Genomic DNA, 16,385 nt, shown 5'->3' with positions numbered 1-16,385 from the left:
GGACCGGCAGCGGTACCAGGAGGAGGGCTCGCGGGAGAACCGGGCGGCCCGCCCCGGTTACCGGCCGGTAGTTCTGGGGCCCTTCGTCCCGACATGCATGCCCTTGGGTCCTTTTTCGTCCCAGGGGGCGGGCGCCCGGCTGGCCGGAGCCCCCGAGCCGGTTAGGCTCTTGTCGCAAGGCCAAGCGACCCTGCACCGACCTTGCGTCACATCCAGCGTCACATCCCAAAAAGGAGATGCTCGTGCCGTCCATCGACGTCGTCGTAGCCCGGGAAATCCTGGACTCCCGAGGCAACCCCACGGTCGAGGTCGAGGTCGGCCTCGACGACGGCAGCACCGGTCGTGCTGCTGTTCCGTCCGGCGCCTCCACCGGTGCGTTCGAGGCCATCGAGCTTCGCGACGGTGACCCGAACCGCTACCTGGGCAAGGGTGTCGAGAAGGCCGTCCTCGCCGTCATCGAGCAGATCGGCCCGGAGCTCGTCGGCTACGACGCCACCGAGCAGCGCCTGATCGACCAGGCCATGTTCGACCTGGACGCCACCGAGAACAAGGGCTCCCTCGGCGCCAACGCCATCCTCGGCGTCTCCCTCGCCGTCGCGCACGCCGCGTCCGAGGCCTCGGACCTCCCGCTCTTCCGTTACCTCGGCGGCCCGAACGCGCACCTGCTGCCCGTTCCGATGATGAACATCCTCAACGGTGGGTCGCACGCCGACTCCAACGTCGACATCCAGGAGTTCATGATCGCCCCGATCGGCGCGGAGTCCTTCTCCGAGGCCCTCCGCTGGGGCGCCGAGATCTACCACACCCTCAAGGCCGTCCTGAAGCGCAAGGGCCTCTCCACCGGCCTCGGCGACGAGGGCGGCTTCGCGCCGAACCTCGAGTCGAACCGCGCCGCCCTCGACCTCATCGTCGAGGCCATCAAGGAGGCCGGCTACACCCCGGGCTCCGACGTCGCGCTCGCGCTCGACGTGGCCGCGTCCGAGTTCTACAAGGACGGCAAGTACGAGTTCGAGGGCAAGTCCCGCTCGGCCGCCGAGATGACCGAGTACTACGAGGAGCTCGTCTCCGCGTACCCGATGGTCTCCATCGAGGACCCGCTGTACGAGGACGACTGGGCCGGCTGGAAGGTCCTCACCGACAAGCTGGGCACCAAGGTCCAGATCGTCGGCGACGACCTCTTCGTCACCAACCCGGAGCGCCTGGCCCGCGGCATCGAGGAGGGCACCGCGAACGCCCTCCTGGTCAAGGTCAACCAGATCGGCTCGCTGACCGAGACCCTCGACGCCGTCGAGCTCGCCCAGCGCAACGGCTTCAAGTGCATGATGTCCCACCGCTCCGGCGAGACCGAGGACGTCACCATCGCCGACCTCGCGGTCGCCGTGAACTGCGGCCAGATCAAGACCGGCGCCCCGGCCCGCTCGGACCGCGTCGCCAAGTACAACCAGCTGCTGCGCATCGAGGAGATCCTCGACGACGCCGCGGTCTACGCCGGCCGCAGCGCCTTCCCGCGCTTCAAGGGCTGATCACCCCGCCAGGCTGATCGACGGCTGAGCCCCTCCGCAGGGCGGCTTCCGTACGTCCCCGTACTCGGTCCCGTACCGTGTGCGGGGACGTCCGCGTGAACAGGGGAGGCGACACGACATGGCCGCGAAGGACCGGGACCGGTTCTCCACCGCGACCCGGATCAGACTGCTCGGCGAGCAGACCGCCGCCCGTGTCTACCGCTCCCAGACCCGCCGCCAGGCCCGCCGCTCCCGGCTCACCGGCCGCGCGGCCTTCCTCGCCCTGGTCGTCTGCTCCCTCGTCGTGGCCCTCGCCTACCCGATGCGGAGCTACGTCTCCCAGCAGGGCGAGATCGCCGAGCAGGAGCGCAGGGCCGCCGACGCCGCCCGCCGGGTCGAGGAACTCAGGGACGAGAAGGCCCGCCTCCAGGACCCGGCCTACGTCCGCCGCCTCGCCCGCGAGCACCTCCACTACGTGCTGCCCGGCGAGACCGGCTTCACCGTGAACGACCCCGCCGCGGAGCAACGGCCCCGCGGCGACCAGGGCGCGGCGGACCGCCCCTGGTACGACAACCTCTGGGACGGCGTCGACCGCGCCGACCGCCCCTGACCCCTCCTCCGCACCAGACGAGCAAGGCAACCGAGAGAAACATGGAAACGCCCCCTCCGCAGACCGAACGCACCGAGCCCACCGAGCGGGACATCGCCGCCTTCGAGCTCCAGCTCGGCCGGCCGCCCCGCGGCCTGCGCGCCATCGCGCACCGCTGCCCGTGCGGCAACCCGGACGTCGTCGAGACCGCGCCCCGGCTCCCCGACGGCACGCCGTTCCCGACCACGTACTACCTGACCTGCCCCAGGGCCGCCTCGGCCATCGGGACCCTGGAGGCCAACGGGGTCATGAAGGAGATGCAGGCCCGGCTCGCCACCGACCCGGAGCTCGCCGCCGCCTACCGGGCCGCGCACGAGGACTACATCGCGCGCCGTGACGCCATCGAGGTCCTGGAGGGCTTCCCGAGCGCCGGCGGCATGCCGGACCGCGTGAAGTGCCTGCACGTCCTCGTCGGCCACTCGCTTGCCGCCGGACCGGGCGTGAACCCGTTCGGCGACGAGGCGCTCGCGATGCTGCCGGAGTGGTGGGCGAAGGGCGCCTGCGTCACGCCGTGCGCGGACAAGGACGAGGAGAAGAAGGAGGGGGCGGAGTGACCCGGGTCGCCGGAATCGACTGCGGTACGAACTCCATCCGCCTCCTCGTCGCCGACGTCCACCCCGAGACCGGTGACCTGATCGAGCTGGACCGGCGGATGACGATCGTCCGGCTCGGGCAGGGCGTCGACAAGACCGGCCGGCTCGCCCCCGAGGCCCTGGAGCGGACCTTCGCCGCCTGCCGCGCGTACGCCGAGGTCATCAAGGAGCTGGGCGCCGAGAAGGTCCGCTTCGTCGCCACCTCCGCCTCCCGCGACGCCGAGAACCGCGCGGACTTCGTGAACGGGGTCGTGGAGATCCTCGGCGTCGAACCCGAGGTGATCACCGGCGACCAGGAGGCCGCGTTCTCCTTCACCGGCGCCACCGGCGAGCTGCACGGCGACGACCGCCGGCTGGTCGTGGACATCGGCGGGGGCTCGACCGAGTTCGTCGTCGGCAACCGGCACGTCGAGGCGGCCCGCTCCGTCGACATCGGCTGCGTCCGGCTCACCGAGCGGCACGTCCGGCACGACCCGCCGACCGCCGAGGAGGCCGACGCGATCCGCGCCGACGTCCGGGCCGCGCTCGACCTGGCGGCCGAGACCGTCCCGATCGACACCGCCGAGACCCTCGTCGGCCTCGCCGGCTCGGTCACCACGGTCGCCGCCATCGCCCTCGGGCTCCCGGAGTACGACTCCGAGAAGATCCACCACGCCCGGATCTCCGCCGCCCAGGTCGCCGAGGTCACCGAACGGCTGCTCGCCTCCACGCACGCCGAGCGGGCCGCGATCCCCGTCATCCACCCCGGCCGGGTCGACGTGATCATCGCCGGCGCACTCGTCCTGAGGGAGATCGTCGAGCGGGTCGGAGCCCACGAGGTCGTCGTCAGCGAGCACGACATCCTCGATGGGATCGCCCTATCCGTCGCATAGCAGGCACCTATCGACGCCCCCCGGCGACATGTCGTCGGGAAAGTTCGTGAAGTTCTTCACAAGGAAAAGGGCCCTGATGGCGTCCGAGGGGGGTCTTTGGGTCCTTCGGGTGGCGTCTCAGGGCCCTTTCGCAGGCGTGGGGGCCGATTCGCTCGATGTTTCCATCGCGTGAACGGGCCCCGTGGTTCAGCGTTAACGGGGGCTCTCCAGGCCAGTTCACAAGGGGTGAACAACGTTCGCCCGCGCACCCCGGTTCCTTTGCAGCACCATGACATGGATCACGTGGGCGGCGGAGTGTAGCAGAGGTGTCCCGAGACCTTGTGAAGGGGCGCACGAGCACCCCCCTCAGGAGGGGTGGATACTCGATCTCATGAGCACCACGGAGCGTCCCAGGATCCTCGTAGTAGGCGGCGGGTACGTAGGCCTGTACGCAGCTCGGCGCATCCTCAAGAAGATGCGCTACGCGGAGGCGACCGTCACGGTCGTCGACCCGCGGTCGTACATGACCTACCAGCCCTTCCTCCCCGAAGCCGCCGCCGGCAGCATCTCGCCGCGCCACGTCGTCGTCCCGCTGCGACGCGTCGTGCGCGGAGCCGAGGTGCTCACCGGTCGGGTCACCACCATCGACCAGGACCGCAAGGTCGCCACGATCGCGCCGCTCGTCGGCGAGGCGTACGAGCTGCCTTTCGACTACCTCGTCATCGCGATGGGCGCCGTCTCCCGTACCTTCCCGATCCCCGGCCTCGCCGAGCAGGGCATCGGCATGAAGGGCATCGAGGAGGCCATCGGCCTGCGCAACCACGTCCTCGAGCAGCTCGACAAGGCTGACTCGACCACCGACGAGGAGGTCCGCCGCAAGGCGCTGACCTTCGTCTTCGTGGGCGGCGGCTTCGCCGGCGCGGAGACCATCGGCGAGGTCGAGGACCTGGCCCGCGACGCCGCGAAGTACTACCAGAACGTGTCGCGCGAGGACATGCGCTTCGTCCTGGTCGACGCGGCGGACAAGATCCTCCCCGAGGTGGGCCCCAAGCTCGGCCAGTACGGCAAGGAGCACCTGGAGAGCCGCGGGATCGAGATCTACCTCGAGACCTCCATGGACTCCTGCGTCGACGGCCACGTCGTGCTGAAGAACGGCCTTGAGGTCGACTCCAACACGATCGTGTGGACCGCCGGCGTGAAGCCGAACCCGGCGCTCTCCCGCTTCGGTCTGCCGCTCGGCCCCCGCGGCCACGTGGACTGCAACGAGAAGCTCCAGATCAACGGCCTCGACTACGCGTGGGCCGCGGGCGACAACGCCCAGGTCCCGGACATGGTCGGCCGCAAGGCGGGCAACCCGAACGCCTGGTGCCCGCCGAACGCCCAGCACGCCCTGCGCCAGGCCAAGGTCCTCGGCGACAACGTGGTGGCCGGCATGCGCGGCTTCCCGCAGAAGGAGTACAGCCACGCCAACAAGGGCGCGGTGGCGGGCCTCGGTCTGCACAAGGGCGTCGCGATGATCGTCATGGGCAAGGTGAAGATCAAGCTCAAGGGCCGTCTCGCCTGGTACATGCACCGTGGCTACCACGGCATGGCGATGCCGACCTGGAACCGCAAGATCCGCGTCTTCGCCGACTGGACCCTCGCGATGTTCCTCAAGCGTGAGGTCGTCTCCCTCGGCGCCATCGAGACGCCGCGCGAGGAGTTCTACGAGGCCGCCAAGCCCGCCCCCGCGCCGGCCGCCCCGGCGCAGGAGAAGGCCAAGGCCTCCTAGGCACCGGCAGTACACGCGGGACCAGCAGCACCGAGCAGTACCAGCAGTACACGCAAGGCCGTAAAAGGGCCGTCCGCCATCCGTGGTGCGGACGGCCCTTCGCGTGTTTTGCCGACTGATTGCGCTGTGCCGGGACTGCAAACGCCTACGGACGGTGTTCCCTTGGTGACGAGCATTTCTGGGGCACGAGATCACGGAGGTGTGCACCATGGCCGACGCCGCGTCGCGGCTGACGACTCTCGCCGAGGAGCTGCTCGGCGGACCGCTCCCGGTCCGGCTGCGAGCCTGGGACGGCAGTGAGGCCGGTCCAGTGGGCGGCCCCGTCCTGATCGTCCGCGATCGCCGCGCCCTGCGGAGGATGATCTGGAAGCCCGGCGAACTGGGCCTGGCCCGCGCCTGGGTGGCCGGGGAGCTGGACGTCGAGGGAGACCTGTACGAGCTGCTGGACGGGCTCTCGGGCGTGCTCTGGGAGCGTGATGGGGACACCAGAGGGCTGCTCGCGTCCGCGCGTGACCCGCGGCTGCGCGCCGCCGCCCGCGCCCTGCTGAGACTGGCCGGTCCGCCGCTGCCGCCGCAGCCGCCGGCCGAGGAGATGCGCGGCCGCAGCGGCGGCCGGCACACCCGGCGCCGCGACAAGCAGGCGATCAGTCACCACTACGACGTGGGCAACGACTTCTACGAGCTGGTCCTCGGCCCGTCGATGGTCTACTCGTGCGCGTACTGGGCCTCCGACGGCCCCGACGCGACCCTGGAGGACGCCCAGCGCGACAAGCTGGACCTGATCGCCCGCAAGCTGAACCTGAAGGAGGGGGACCGGCTCCTCGACGTGGGCTGCGGATGGGGCTCCATGGCGCTCCACGCCGCCCGGGAGTACGGGGCCAGGGTCGTCGGCATCACCCTCTCCCGCGAGCAGGCCGCGTACGCCCGCAAGCGGGTCGCCGACGAGGGCCTGACCGACCTGATCGAGATCCGCGTCCAGGACTACCGGGACGTCACGGACGGCCCGTACGACGCGATCTCCTCGATCGGCATGGCCGAGCACGTCGGCGCCGTCCGGTACCGGGAGTACGCCGACATCCTGTACGGGCTCCTCAAGCCCGGCGGCCGGCTCCTCAACCACCAGATCTCGCGGCGCCCCGAGCCCGACGAGGAGGCGTACGAGGTCGACGCCTTCATCGACGCGTACGTCTTCCCCGACGGCGAACTCGCCCCCATGGGCCGCACGCTGAGCACCCTGGAGGACGCCGGCTTCGAGGTCAGGGACGTGGAGGCGATCCGCGAGCACTACGCCCTCACCCTGCGCCGCTGGGTGGCCAACCTGGAGCGCGAGTGGGACCGGGCGGTCCGGCTGACCTCTCCGGGCCGGGCGAGGATCTGGCGGCTGTACATGGCGGCCTCGGCCGTCTCCTTCGAGCGCAACCGGATCGGCGTCAACCAGTTCCTCGCGGTGAAGACCCCGGTGTCGGGGAGGAGCGGCACGGCGCTGCGGCCGCGCGTCTGGAACGAGAAGGCCTGAGGCACGCCGAAGGGCCGGCCTCCCGGGTGGGGGACCGGCCCTCTCTCGCACAGCCGCCGTGCTATTCGGCCTTGATGGCGGCGAGCATGTTCAGCTTGGCCGCGCTGCGGGCCGGCCACAGGGAGGCGAGGACGCCGACCAGGGCGGCCAGGACCAGGAAGATCCCGATCCGGTCCCAGGGCAGGACCAGGGCGTAGCCCGGGATCTGCTCCCTGATGGTCTCGCCGATCGCCCAGCCGAGGAACGAGCCGAGGCCGATGCCGACGACCGCGCCGAACACCGAGATGACCACGGCCTCCAGACGGACCATCCGCTTGACCCGGCGCCGGTCGAGGCCGATCGCCCGCAGCATGCCGATCTCCTGCTGGCGCTCGAAGACGGACATCGCGAGGGTGTTGACGACACCGAGGACCGCGATGATCAGGGCCATGCCGAGCAGGCCGTACATGATGTTGAGCATCAGGTTGATCGGGCCGCCGAAGGAGTCACGGATGCCCTTGTGGTCCATCACCGTGATGTCGGGGTTGTCGCCCATGGCCTTCGCCAGGGCCCGCTCGTTGGCCGCGCTCGCGCCGCCCTCGGTCGAGACGAAGATCTGACGGATCTCCGCCCGCTCCTCGTGCGCGGTGACCAGCTTGTGGTCGATCAGGACCGGCGAGACGAACTCGCTGGGCTCGAAGACCGCGCCGACCGTCAGCTTGGCCTTCTGCTTGTCGGGGTACTCGACCGGGACGGTGTCGCCGACCTTCAGGCCGCGCTTCGCGGCGGTCTTCTCGTCGACGGCGATCGCGCCCTTGTCGAGGGAGGACAGCGAGCCCTTCACGACGGTGAGGTTGAGGACCTTGCCGATGTCGCCGGGGGTGACGCCGGAGGCCGAGACGTACGAGCCCTTGATCTCCAGGGCGCCGGCCTGCTGCGGGGAGATCGCGGTGACGCCCGGCGCCTTCTCCAGGGCGGTCAGTGCCTCCGGGCTCAGGCTGTTGCCGCTGGCCATGGTGACCATGTAGTCGGCCTTGATCTGGTCCGTCGTGGCCTTGTCGAGGGCCGTGCCGACCGTGGCGCCGAGCACCGAGAGACCGGTGACGAGGGTCAGGCCGATGGCGAGCGCGGAGGCGGTGGCGCCGGTGCGGCGCGGGTTGCGGACCGCGTTCAGGCCGGCGAGCTTGCCGGAGACCCCGAAGAGGTTCACGAAGACGGGGCGGATCACGGCGATCACGGGCCGGGACAGGAACGGGATCAGCACGATCACGCCGATGAGGGCGAGGAAGGCGCCGCCCGCGATGAGCATGCGGCCCTCGTCGCCGCCCTGGCCGGCGCCGAGCACGATGAGCACGGCACCGAGGGCGCTGAACGCCGCGCCGATGGAGTTCCGCACGACGAGCGACTTGGTGCTCTGGGTGGCGTGGACGCTGCTCATGGCGGCGACCGGCGGGATCTTCGCGGCGCGGCGGCCGGGCAGCCAGGCGGCGAGCATCGTGATCAGGACGCCGACGGCGAAGGCGCTGACGGCCGGGGTTGCGGTGAGGACGAGGCCGCCGCCGGGGACCTTCATCTCGAAGGCGCTCATGGCCGAGCGGAGCGAGACGGCCAGGCCGATGCCGAGCAGGTAGCCGACGGCTGAGGCGAGCAGGCCGACCAGACCGGCCTCGGCGAGGACGGAGCGGGTGATCTGCTTGCGCGAGGCACCGACGGCGCGCATCAGCGCCAGTTCCTTGGTGCGCTGGGCGACCAGCATGGTGAAGGTGTTGGAGATCAGGAAGATCCCGACGAAGAGCGCGATGCCCGCGAAGCCGAGGAGCACCTGGTTGAGCGCGCCGAGACCGGCCTCGATGTCCTTGGCCTGCTGCTCGGCGAGGGCTTCGCCGGTCTGCGCGGTGGCCGCCTTGGGGACGACCTTCAGGACCTCGGCGAGGAGCTTCTCGTCGTCCGTGCCGGGCGTGGCGCTCACGGCCAGGTCCCGGTAGTAGCCGGGCTTGAGGTAGAGCTTCTGCGCGACGGCGGTGTCGAAGACGACGAGGCTGCCGCCGGCGTTGACGGCGCCGTCCTCGGTGGTGAAGACGCCGGAGAGCTCGTACTCCTTCACCGGGCCCGTGGTGGCGACGCGGACGGTGTCGCCGACCTTGTAGCCGCCCTTGTCGGCGGTGTCCTTGTCGAGCGCGATCTGGCCGTCGGAGGCCGGGCCGTTCCCGGAGGTGAAGGCGTACGCGCGGTCCTTGCCGTCCTTGCCGGGGGCGAAGTTGGTGCCCTTGTTGGACCAGCCGACGCCGATCAGCTTGCCGTTCTTGTCGGGCACGCCGGCGAAGCCGTCGACGCGGGGGGTGACGGAGGCGACCCCGTGGAGCTTCGCGACCTTGTCGACGTCCTGGTGGGAGAGGCCGGGGGTCTTCCGGGCGTCTTCGGCGGACGGGTACATCTCGACGGCGACGGCGACGTCGTCGTAGCTCTTGGCCGACTGGTTGCGGAAGGCCTGGCCGAGGGTGTCGGTGAAGACGAGGGTGCCGGAGACGAAGGCCACGCCGAGCATCACGGCGAGGACGGTCATCAGCAGTCTCGCCTTGTGCGCGAGGACGTTGCGCAGGGCGGTACGGAACATGGGTGTGTCCTGGAGGAAGGGAGGGGCGGCGGGCGGGAGCGCGAGGCGCGGGCCGTACCGGTTCGAGTCCGGTTCCGGCGCCGTCGCGTCAGCTCGTACGGCCCTTGGCGTCGAAGGCCTTCATGCGGTCGAGCACGCCGTCCGCCGTCGGGTGCAGCATCTCGTCGACGATCCGGCCGTCGGCGAGGAAGATCACGCGGTCCGCGTAGGAGGCGGCGACCGGGTCGTGGGTGACCATGACGACGGTCTGGCCCAGCTCACGGACGGAGTTGCGCAGGAAGCCGAGGACCTCGGCGCCCGAGCGGGAGTCCAGGTTTCCGGTGGGCTCGTCACCGAAGATGATCTCGGGGCGGGAGGCGAGGGCGCGGGCCACGGCCACGCGCTGCTGCTGGCCGCCGGAGAGCTCGGTGGGGCGGTGGCTGAGCCGGGCGGAGAGTCCGAGCATGTCGATGACCTGCTGGACCCACTGCTTGTCGGGCTTCCGGCCGGCGATGTCCATCGGCAGCGTGATGTTCTCCAGGGCCGTCAGCGTCGGCAGCAGGTTGAAGGCCTGGAAGATGAAGCCGATCTTGTCCCGGCGCAGCTGGGTGAGCTGCTTGTCCTTGAGGGTGGAGAGCTCCGTCTCGCCGATCCGGACCGAGCCGGAGGAGAAGGAGTCGAGGCCGGCGACGCAGTGCATGAGCGTCGACTTGCCGGAGCCGGAGGGGCCCATGATCGCGGTGAACTCGCCCTGGCGGAAGTCCACGGTGACGTGATCGAGCGCGACGACCTGGGTCTCGCCGTGTCCGTAGACCTTCGAGAGATCCGTGGCGCGGGCGGCCACCGCGGTGGCGCGGGACACGGTGGGGGTGGTGGTCACGAGGGACTCCTGTCACTGCGGGGCTTCTTCGGGAACCCCTCCATCGTGTCGAGCGTTCGGGCTCGGAGCGTCCGCCCACATGCCCGTTCCCGGGGCAGTCTCGAGTCGGACCGGGGGCCCCGATCCTCCTCCTTTGGTATGACGGCGCCCCTGAGAGCAGGGTTCACGCCGACGTGACACACGTGCGACGACTTTTCGTCATTCCAGGGGGTGCGGCTTTGCGCCTGCGACCCCTGTCACAGTTCGGTGAAACGGCCCCCACCTGCACTGACACACCCTCAGGCGTCAATAAAATAAGACAACATCGGGAGGATGTTCCGCTGAACGGGGGAAGCGCCCCGGATAGGCTCATGTGCCAACGCGGAGCTTCGCGACGCCCGGATGGTGGAATGCAGACACGGCGAGCTTAAACCTCGCTGGCCTTCGGGCCGTACCGGTTCGAGTCCGGTTCCGGGCACCACCCGGGCCCCAGGTGTCACGCCTGTGGCCCGGCGGAGCGCCTCACTCACCGAGCGGACCCTCGCGCCCCCCGCGCCGGCCCGCTCGAAGATCGAAAAAGTACGGGAAAAGATCCTCCCCGAGCACTAGAGAGTTTCTTTTGCCTACGCATTACTCTTGACGCGAGGCCGCGCGCATGCGGCACGCCATGGAGGAGTGAGATGAGGAGCAGCAACCCGGTCTTCTCGCGACGGGGGTTCAGCCGCGACAACGGCACCGCGGGCTTCAACGGCCAGCAGCCGCAGGCCGGGGGCCCCGCCGTCGGAACCAACCCGTACGCCACCGGCAACCCGTATGCCGAGGGTGCGACGAACCCGTACGCCACCAACCCGTACGCCCCGCAGGACACCCAGCTCGGTGCCCCGCAGCAGGCCCGCGGCAATGTGATGACGATCGACGACGTCGTGAGCCGTACGGCCATGACGCTCGGTACGGTCGTGCTCACCGCCGTGCTGTCCTGGCTGCTCCTGCCGGTCGACCCCGCCAACCTGGGCAAGTCCTACGGCATCGCCATCGGCGCCGCCCTGGTCGCCCTGGTGCTGTCGCTCGTGCAGTCCTTCAAGCGCAAGCCGTCGCCGGCGCTCATCCTGAGCTACGCGGCCTTCGAGGGCGTCTTCCTCGGAGTGATCTCGGCCGCCGTCTCGACGTACATCGCCGACGGCGTGGTCATCCAGGCGGTCCTCGGCACGATGGCGGTCTTCGCCGGCGTCCTGATCGCCTACAAGATGGGCTGGATCCGGGTCAACCGGCGCTTCTACGGCTTCGTGATGGCCGCCGCGATGGGCTTCATGCTCCTCATGGTGACCAACCTGCTGTTCGCCGTCTTCGCCGGCGGTGACGGCCTCGGCTTCCGCAGCGGTGGCCTCGGCATCCTCTTCGGCGTCATCGGCATCATCCTCGGTGCCTGCTTCCTCGCCCTCGACTTCAAGCAGGTCGAGGACGGCGTGACCTACGGCGCGCCGCGCGAGGAGGCCTGGCTGGCCGCCTTCGGTCTCACCATGACCCTGGTGTGGATCTACCTGGAGATGCTGCGTCTGCTGTCGATCCTGCAGGGCGACGACTGACGCGTCCCGACTCGGGGGGAAGGGCCCGTCCGGCTTCGTGCCGGGCGGGCCCTTCCGCGTTCCCGGTCGGGACGGGGCGGTCCCCCCGTCGGACGAGGTGGTGCTCGGACCTCAGAGCAGTCTCCGGGCCGCCCGCCGCAGGTCGTACTCGTGCAGGATCGCCTTCGCGTGGCCGTACGCCAGCTCATGGGCCCCGCGGAGCCAGCTCACCCGCTCCTCGAATCGGAGGAGGGAGGGCCCCTCCTCGACGGTGCGCATCCAGTCGGCGATCTCACGACCGGTGCGGCCCGGGATGCGGGCCAGCATGTTGCGGTGGGTCTCTTCGGAGAATGTATGGGACATCGGCGCCTCCGGACGCGTCGTACCGTGTGCTCCTCGTACTCCTGGCACTTCTTCACGTCACCGTGCCCAAGTGTTCGCCCGTTGGCAAGAGGCCCGGGACGGCGCGTAGGGTCGCGGGGTGCGCGATACGAGTGAACTGACCGCCGCCGTCGAACGCTTCGCCGACCGGCTGCGGGCCGCCCCGCAGAGCCGCCTCCAGCGCGGCGCGGCGGCCGAGGGACTTGCCCTCGCCCGCGAGCTCGCGGTGCGCGCCCAGCGCGCCGAGGACCCGGAGCGGGAGCCGAGGACGATGCCGGACGCGGGGGTCTTCACCGTGGCCGACCAGCTGGTCGTCGCCGGGAACGATCTGGCCGAGATCCTGCGAACGGCCCCGGCCGACTCCCGCGAGGGGGAACTGGCGGAGGCCGTGGGGCTGGTCCGTGAGGCGGCGGAGCGCTCGGGGCTCTAGGCCCTGGCGTCGCCCGATGCGTCGGTCGGAGGGAGGGGCTTCCCCGCGGTCGGCGGTCGGAGGCCGCCGCGGCGCGGTGCGAGGGGCGCGTGCTCAGAGGGACGCGATGACGCGGTCCGCCAGGATGTAGACGTTCTCGTCGTCCGCCTCGCCGTACGAGAAGGTGAGGGCGAACGCGCCCGAGACGCCCGAGCCGCCGAGCAGCACCGGCGTACGACCGGAGCGCAGGGCCTCCGCGAGGCGCTCAGCGGTCTCGCGGTGCCCCGGGGTCATACAGAGCGTCGTGCCGTCCGCGAAGACGTACACGTCGAGCGTGCCGAGCGGACCCGGACGCACGTCGGTCAGCGCCGTGGCCGTGTCGGCGAGCTCCTCCAGGCGGGCGACGGTCCGCTCGTGGTCGGTGACGACGGGGGTCTGCACCGGCACGAAGTCCGGGTGCGAGGGGTGCCGGCGGCGGGCCGCGGCCAGCTCGGCCGAGTCCTCCGGGTACTCCTCCAGGGCGTCGACCGAGTCGAGGGCGTCCAGCGCGTCGGCGCCGTCGAGCGCGGCCGCCTCCGCCTCCATGGCCTCCAGGGCCATCGCCTCCAGGCCCACGAAGTCGGCCTGGCGCGGGACGAAGAAGGTGCCGTCGTCGACCGGGCCGCCGAGGCCGCCCAGCAGGGACGGGGCGTCGGCCGCGTCCCGGGCCTCCTGCGCGGCCCAGAAGGCCCGCGCCTCGGCGAGCTCACGCTCGCGCTCCTCGGCCAGCGCCTCCGCGACCGCGGCCCGTATCTCGGCGGCGGGCGTGGCGGTGCGGGCCGCGGGGACCGTGACGCCATGGCCGGCCGCCAGTTCGCTCCGCAGGGCGGTGACCTGCTTACGGAGACCGTGGACTGCGTGCAGGGCGGCGGCGCCCACGGCCGTGGCAGCGGCCGTGGTCAGCAGCAGGGCAAGAGGCATGGCGCTCACTGACGTACTCCCGATTCCGAGTCGATCCCCCGACTTCCTACATCAGCTTGTCCTGGGGTGGGGCCCGCTGTCAGTGCATTACGTCACGAATTGGACAGGTATTTCTACCAGGTGTTTAGTCCCGAAACGGCTCTGACCTGGGAAAACGAACTCCCCCGGGACGTAGGTCACATCCTGGGGGAGATTCGGTCACGGCTCGGACGCGGAGCGGTTGGAGCCCTCGGTACGAGGAGACGCGCCCCGGCGCACTCCCCGTCCTGCGACAGGCGTTCGATCCTGGGTTTCGGGCCTCACGGCAGGCGCTCGCTTCGGTCGCGCTGAGCTTCGCCTCCGCTGCGGGCAGGTGCCGCCTTCGTTCCTCAGGCGACCCCTACCCTCCGCTGCGGCTCAGCTCAGCCGCTCGATCACCATGGCCATGCCCTGGCCGCCGCCGACGCACATGGTCTCCAGGCCGAACTGCTTGTCGTGGAACTGGAGGCTGTTGATCAGCGTGCCGGTGATGCGGGCGCCGGTCATGCCGAAGGGGTGGCCGACGGCGATGGCGCCACCGTTGACGTTCACCTTGTCCAGGTCAAGGCCCAGGTCCTGGTAGGACGGGATCACCTGGGCCGCGAAGGCCTCGTTGATCTCGGCCAGGTCGATGTCGCCGATGGTCAGGCCGGCGCGCTTGAGGGCCTGCTTCGACGCCTCGACCGGGCCGAGGCCCATGATCTCGGGGGAGAGGCCGGAGACGCCGGTGGAGACGATGCGGGCGAGCGGGGTCAGGCCGAGCTCGCGGGCCTTCGTGTCCGACATGATGACGAGCGCGGCGGCGCCGTCGTTCAGCGGGCAGCAGTTGGCGGCGGTGACCAGGCCGTCGGGGCGGAAGACCGGCTTGAGGCCCTGCACGCCCTCCAGGGTGACGCCGGCGCGCGGGCCGTCGTCCGTGGAGACCACGGTGCCGTCCGGGAGCGTCACCGGGGTGATCTCGCGCTCCCAGAAGCCGTTCTTGATGGCCTGCTCGGCGAGGTTCTGCGAGCGGACGCCGAACTCGTCCATCTCCTGGCGGCTGATGCCCTTGAGGCGGGCCAGGTTCTCCGCGGTCTGGCCCATGGCGATGTACGCGTCGGGGACGACGCCGTCCTCGCGCGGGTCGTGCCACGTGGAGCCCTCGGAGGCGGCGACCTCGGCGGTACGGGCCTCGGCCTCGGCGAAGAAGGGGTTGTGTGTGTCGGGCAGGGAGTCCGAGTTGCCCTTCACGAAGCGGGACACCATCTCGACACCGGCCGAGATGAAGACGTCGCCCTCGCCGGCCTTGATCGCGTGCAGCGCCATGCGGGAGGTCTGCAGCGAGGAGGAGCAGTAGCGGGTGATCGTGCAGCCCGGCAGGTGGTCCATGCCCATCTGCACGGCCACGATGCGGCCCAGGTTGTTGCCCTGCTCGCCGCCGGGCAGGCCGCAGCCCAGCATCAGGTCGTCGATGTCGCGCGGGTCGAGCTCCGGCACCTTGGCCAGGGCGGCCTTGACGATGTTCGCGGTGAGGTCGTCCGGCCGCAGGTCCTTGAGGGAGCCCTTGAAGGCCCGGCCGATGGGCGAGCGGGCGGTCGAGACGATCACGGCTTCGGGCATCACGGCTCCATGAGGGTGCGGAGTGAGCGGACTGAAAGGGAAGTTACCCGTACGTACCGCATGGGGTCACCGGCCTGGGCATGTGATGCGGACCTCTTTTCTAAGCGAGCGCTCAGTTGGTGGGGGCGGGTGTCTCCGTGGCCCCTTCCCCCCGCGCCTCCGGCGACGCGTCCGCCGCGACCGGCAGCCGCCTCCTGCGGCGGTGCTTCAGCAGGGCCCACGGGGCGCGGGCGCCCGTGACCTCCGTGCCCGCCTCCTTCGCCGCCTCCGCCGCCGCCTTCGCGACCGGCAGCATGTTCTCCCGCCGCGCCGGCTCCAGGCGGTCCGTCTCCGGCCACACCCCCAGCACCGCGCACATCGTCGGCAGCACGGCCATCGCCGCCGTCGCGTACCCCTCCGCCGACGGGTGGAAGTTGTCCACCCCGAACATCTCGCGGGGGTTCGCCGCGAACTCGGGCCCAAGCAGGTCGCCCAGCGACACCGTCCGGCCGCCCTGCTCGATCACCACGATCGTCTGTGCCGCCGCCAGCTGCCGGGAGGCCCGCCGGGCCAGCCACCGCAGCGGCTGGTAGACCGGCTCGATCGTCCCGAGGTCCGGGCAGGTCCCGACGACCACCTCCGCGCCGGCCGTCCGCAGCCGCCGGACCGCCGACGCCAGGAGCCGTACCGACTCCGTCGGAGGCATGCGGTGCGTCACGTCGTTCGCACCGATCATGATCACGCAGACGTCCGGCGGCCCGAGCGGCTGGGCGAGCAGCAGCGACACCTGGCGCTCCAGGTCGTCCGAGCGGGCACCGGAGAGCGCCACGTTCCGCAGCACCACCGGCCGCTCCGCCACTGCCGCGAGCCCCGAGGCGAGCAGCGCGCCCGGCGTCTGGCCCGCGCGGCGCACGCCCTGACCCGCCGCCGTGGAATCACCCAGAAGGGCCAGCCGCAGGGGGGTGTCCGTGCCGAACGCGCGGCCGTAGAGGCCGTCCGCTCCCGGCGGCAGGGGGGCCGCGCCGCCGCCCACCGTCCGCTTCGCGATCTGCATCTCGGCCAGCAGGACGCCCACCGCCGCCACACCCAGCAGTCCGATGCTCCCGCCGCCGTACGCCGCACCCGCCGCGATCCGCCGCGCCACCCTCGCCCTCGACATGGGGC

At 70.9% G+C, this 16,385-nt stretch carries 14 protein-coding genes and 1 tRNA gene; 9 read left to right on the top strand and 6 right to left on the bottom strand.

What is annotated here, in order from left to right; genetic code table 11:
- Positions 1-236: 236 nt before the first annotated feature.
- From eno to ACIP8Z_RS34520, 6 genes are all read left to right on the top strand, one after another.
- On the top strand, positions 237-1,523 hold the full coding sequence (gene eno, locus ACIP8Z_RS34545; protein WP_015034101.1) for a phosphopyruvate hydratase: 1,287 nt from the start codon (positions 237-239) through the stop codon (positions 1,521-1,523).
- Between the two features lie 118 nt (positions 1,524-1,641).
- Entirely contained in the window at positions 1,642-2,112 is a 471-nt protein-coding gene (locus tag ACIP8Z_RS34540) for a septum formation initiator family protein (protein ID WP_383867568.1), read from the top strand.
- A 41-nt stretch (positions 2,113-2,153) separates the two neighbouring features.
- On the top strand, positions 2,154-2,705 hold the full coding sequence (locus tag ACIP8Z_RS34535; RefSeq protein ID WP_319319026.1) for a DUF501 domain-containing protein: 552 nt from the start codon (positions 2,154-2,156) through the stop codon (positions 2,703-2,705).
- On the top strand, positions 2,702-3,616 hold the full coding sequence (locus tag ACIP8Z_RS34530; RefSeq protein ID WP_402090460.1) for an exopolyphosphatase: 915 nt from the start codon (positions 2,702-2,704) through the stop codon (positions 3,614-3,616). Before ACIP8Z_RS34535 ends, ACIP8Z_RS34530 begins: the two co-directional genes overlap by 4 nt.
- Before the next feature lie 370 nt (positions 3,617-3,986).
- Positions 3,987-5,366: an NAD(P)/FAD-dependent oxidoreductase gene (locus ACIP8Z_RS34525; protein WP_015034097.1), complete on the top strand. Its 1,380-nt coding sequence runs from the start codon at positions 3,987-3,989 to the stop codon at positions 5,364-5,366.
- A gap of 208 nt (positions 5,367-5,574) precedes the next feature.
- Positions 5,575-6,882: a class I SAM-dependent methyltransferase gene (locus ACIP8Z_RS34520; RefSeq protein WP_402090458.1), complete on the top strand. Its 1,308-nt coding sequence runs from the start codon at positions 5,575-5,577 to the stop codon at positions 6,880-6,882.
- Between the two features lie 61 nt (positions 6,883-6,943).
- Here ACIP8Z_RS34520 and ACIP8Z_RS34515 read toward each other — a convergent pair whose 3' ends face one another.
- On the bottom strand, positions 6,944-9,475 hold the full coding sequence (locus ACIP8Z_RS34515) for an ABC transporter permease (RefSeq protein WP_402090456.1): 2,532 nt from the start codon (positions 9,473-9,475) through the stop codon (positions 6,944-6,946).
- Positions 9,476-9,563: 88 nt separating this feature from the next.
- Positions 9,564-10,334, bottom strand: coding sequence for an ABC transporter ATP-binding protein (locus ACIP8Z_RS34510; protein ID WP_030315258.1), 771 nt, complete (start codon positions 10,332-10,334; stop codon positions 9,564-9,566).
- A 375-nt stretch (positions 10,335-10,709) separates the two neighbouring features.
- Here ACIP8Z_RS34510 and ACIP8Z_RS34505 point away from each other — a divergent pair.
- Together ACIP8Z_RS34505 and ACIP8Z_RS34500 are read left to right on the top strand one after the other, a co-directional pair.
- A tRNA-Leu gene (locus tag ACIP8Z_RS34505) sits at positions 10,710-10,794 on the top strand.
- Positions 10,795-10,993: 199 nt separating this feature from the next.
- On the top strand, positions 10,994-11,896 hold the full coding sequence (locus ACIP8Z_RS34500) for a Bax inhibitor-1/YccA family protein (protein WP_318210159.1): 903 nt from the start codon (positions 10,994-10,996) through the stop codon (positions 11,894-11,896).
- 111 nt (positions 11,897-12,007) lie between these two features.
- Here the strand turns inward: ACIP8Z_RS34500 and ACIP8Z_RS34495 are convergent, their stop codons facing one another.
- On the bottom strand, positions 12,008-12,238 hold the full coding sequence (locus ACIP8Z_RS34495; protein WP_030315254.1) for a DUF4287 domain-containing protein: 231 nt from the start codon (positions 12,236-12,238) through the stop codon (positions 12,008-12,010).
- 118 nt (positions 12,239-12,356) lie between these two features.
- Between ACIP8Z_RS34495 and ACIP8Z_RS34490 the strand changes: the two genes are divergently transcribed.
- Positions 12,357-12,686 carry a hypothetical protein gene (locus ACIP8Z_RS34490; protein ID WP_229313735.1) on the top strand — a complete coding sequence of 110 codons (330 nt, stop codon included), beginning with the start codon at positions 12,357-12,359 and terminating at the stop codon, positions 12,684-12,686.
- Between the two features lie 93 nt (positions 12,687-12,779).
- On the opposite strand, the gene ACIP8Z_RS34485 is transcribed toward ACIP8Z_RS34490, so the two are convergent.
- The 3 genes from ACIP8Z_RS34485 to ACIP8Z_RS34475 form a co-directional block, all read right to left on the bottom strand.
- Positions 12,780-13,625: a hypothetical protein gene (locus tag ACIP8Z_RS34485; RefSeq protein ID WP_402090453.1), complete on the bottom strand. Its 846-nt coding sequence runs from the start codon at positions 13,623-13,625 to the stop codon at positions 12,780-12,782.
- Between the two features lie 396 nt (positions 13,626-14,021).
- Complete coding sequence (locus ACIP8Z_RS34480; RefSeq protein WP_319318994.1) at positions 14,022-15,242, bottom strand: acetyl-CoA C-acetyltransferase; 1,221 nt, start codon at positions 15,240-15,242, stop codon at positions 14,022-14,024.
- Positions 15,243-15,354: 112 nt separating this feature from the next.
- The gene (locus ACIP8Z_RS34475) at positions 15,355-16,365 is read right to left on the bottom strand and encodes an SGNH/GDSL hydrolase family protein (protein WP_402090658.1); all 1,011 of its coding nucleotides are present in this window, start codon (positions 16,363-16,365) and stop codon (positions 15,355-15,357) included.
- Positions 16,366-16,385: the final 20 nt, after the last annotated feature.

Source organism: Streptomyces sp. NPDC088553 (assembly GCF_044752965.1).
In the GTDB taxonomy this organism is placed as follows: domain Bacteria; phylum Actinomycetota; class Actinomycetes; order Streptomycetales; family Streptomycetaceae; genus Streptomyces.
The sequence above is the reverse complement of the archived record's forward strand: the minus strand, read 5'-3'. Positions and strand labels throughout refer to the sequence as shown.

Excerpts from the sequence above, each read along its gene's own strand:
- eno (WP_015034101.1), top strand. The coding sequence starts at position 237 with ATGCTCGTGCCGTCCATCGACGTCGTCGTAGCCCGGGAAATCCTGGAC.
- ACIP8Z_RS34540 (WP_383867568.1), top strand. The coding sequence starts at position 1,642 with ATGGCCGCGAAGGACCGGGACCGGTTCTCCACCGCGACCCGGATCAGA.
- ACIP8Z_RS34495 (WP_030315254.1), bottom strand. The coding sequence starts at position 12,238 with ATGTCCCATACATTCTCCGAAGAGACCCACCGCAACATGCTGGCCCGC.
- ACIP8Z_RS34485 (WP_402090453.1), bottom strand. The coding sequence starts at position 13,625 with ATGCCTCTTGCCCTGCTGCTGACCACGGCCGCTGCCACGGCCGTGGGC.
- ACIP8Z_RS34500 (WP_318210159.1), top strand. The coding sequence starts at position 10,994 with ATGAGGAGCAGCAACCCGGTCTTCTCGCGACGGGGGTTCAGCCGCGAC.
- ACIP8Z_RS34535 (WP_319319026.1), top strand. The coding sequence starts at position 2,154 with ATGGAAACGCCCCCTCCGCAGACCGAACGCACCGAGCCCACCGAGCGG.
- ACIP8Z_RS34525 (WP_015034097.1), top strand. The coding sequence starts at position 3,987 with ATGAGCACCACGGAGCGTCCCAGGATCCTCGTAGTAGGCGGCGGGTAC.
- ACIP8Z_RS34480 (WP_319318994.1), bottom strand. The coding sequence starts at position 15,242 with ATGCCCGAAGCCGTGATCGTCTCGACCGCCCGCTCGCCCATCGGCCGG.
- ACIP8Z_RS34520 (WP_402090458.1), top strand. The coding sequence starts at position 5,575 with ATGGCCGACGCCGCGTCGCGGCTGACGACTCTCGCCGAGGAGCTGCTC.
- ACIP8Z_RS34515 (WP_402090456.1), bottom strand. The coding sequence starts at position 9,475 with ATGTTCCGTACCGCCCTGCGCAACGTCCTCGCGCACAAGGCGAGACTG.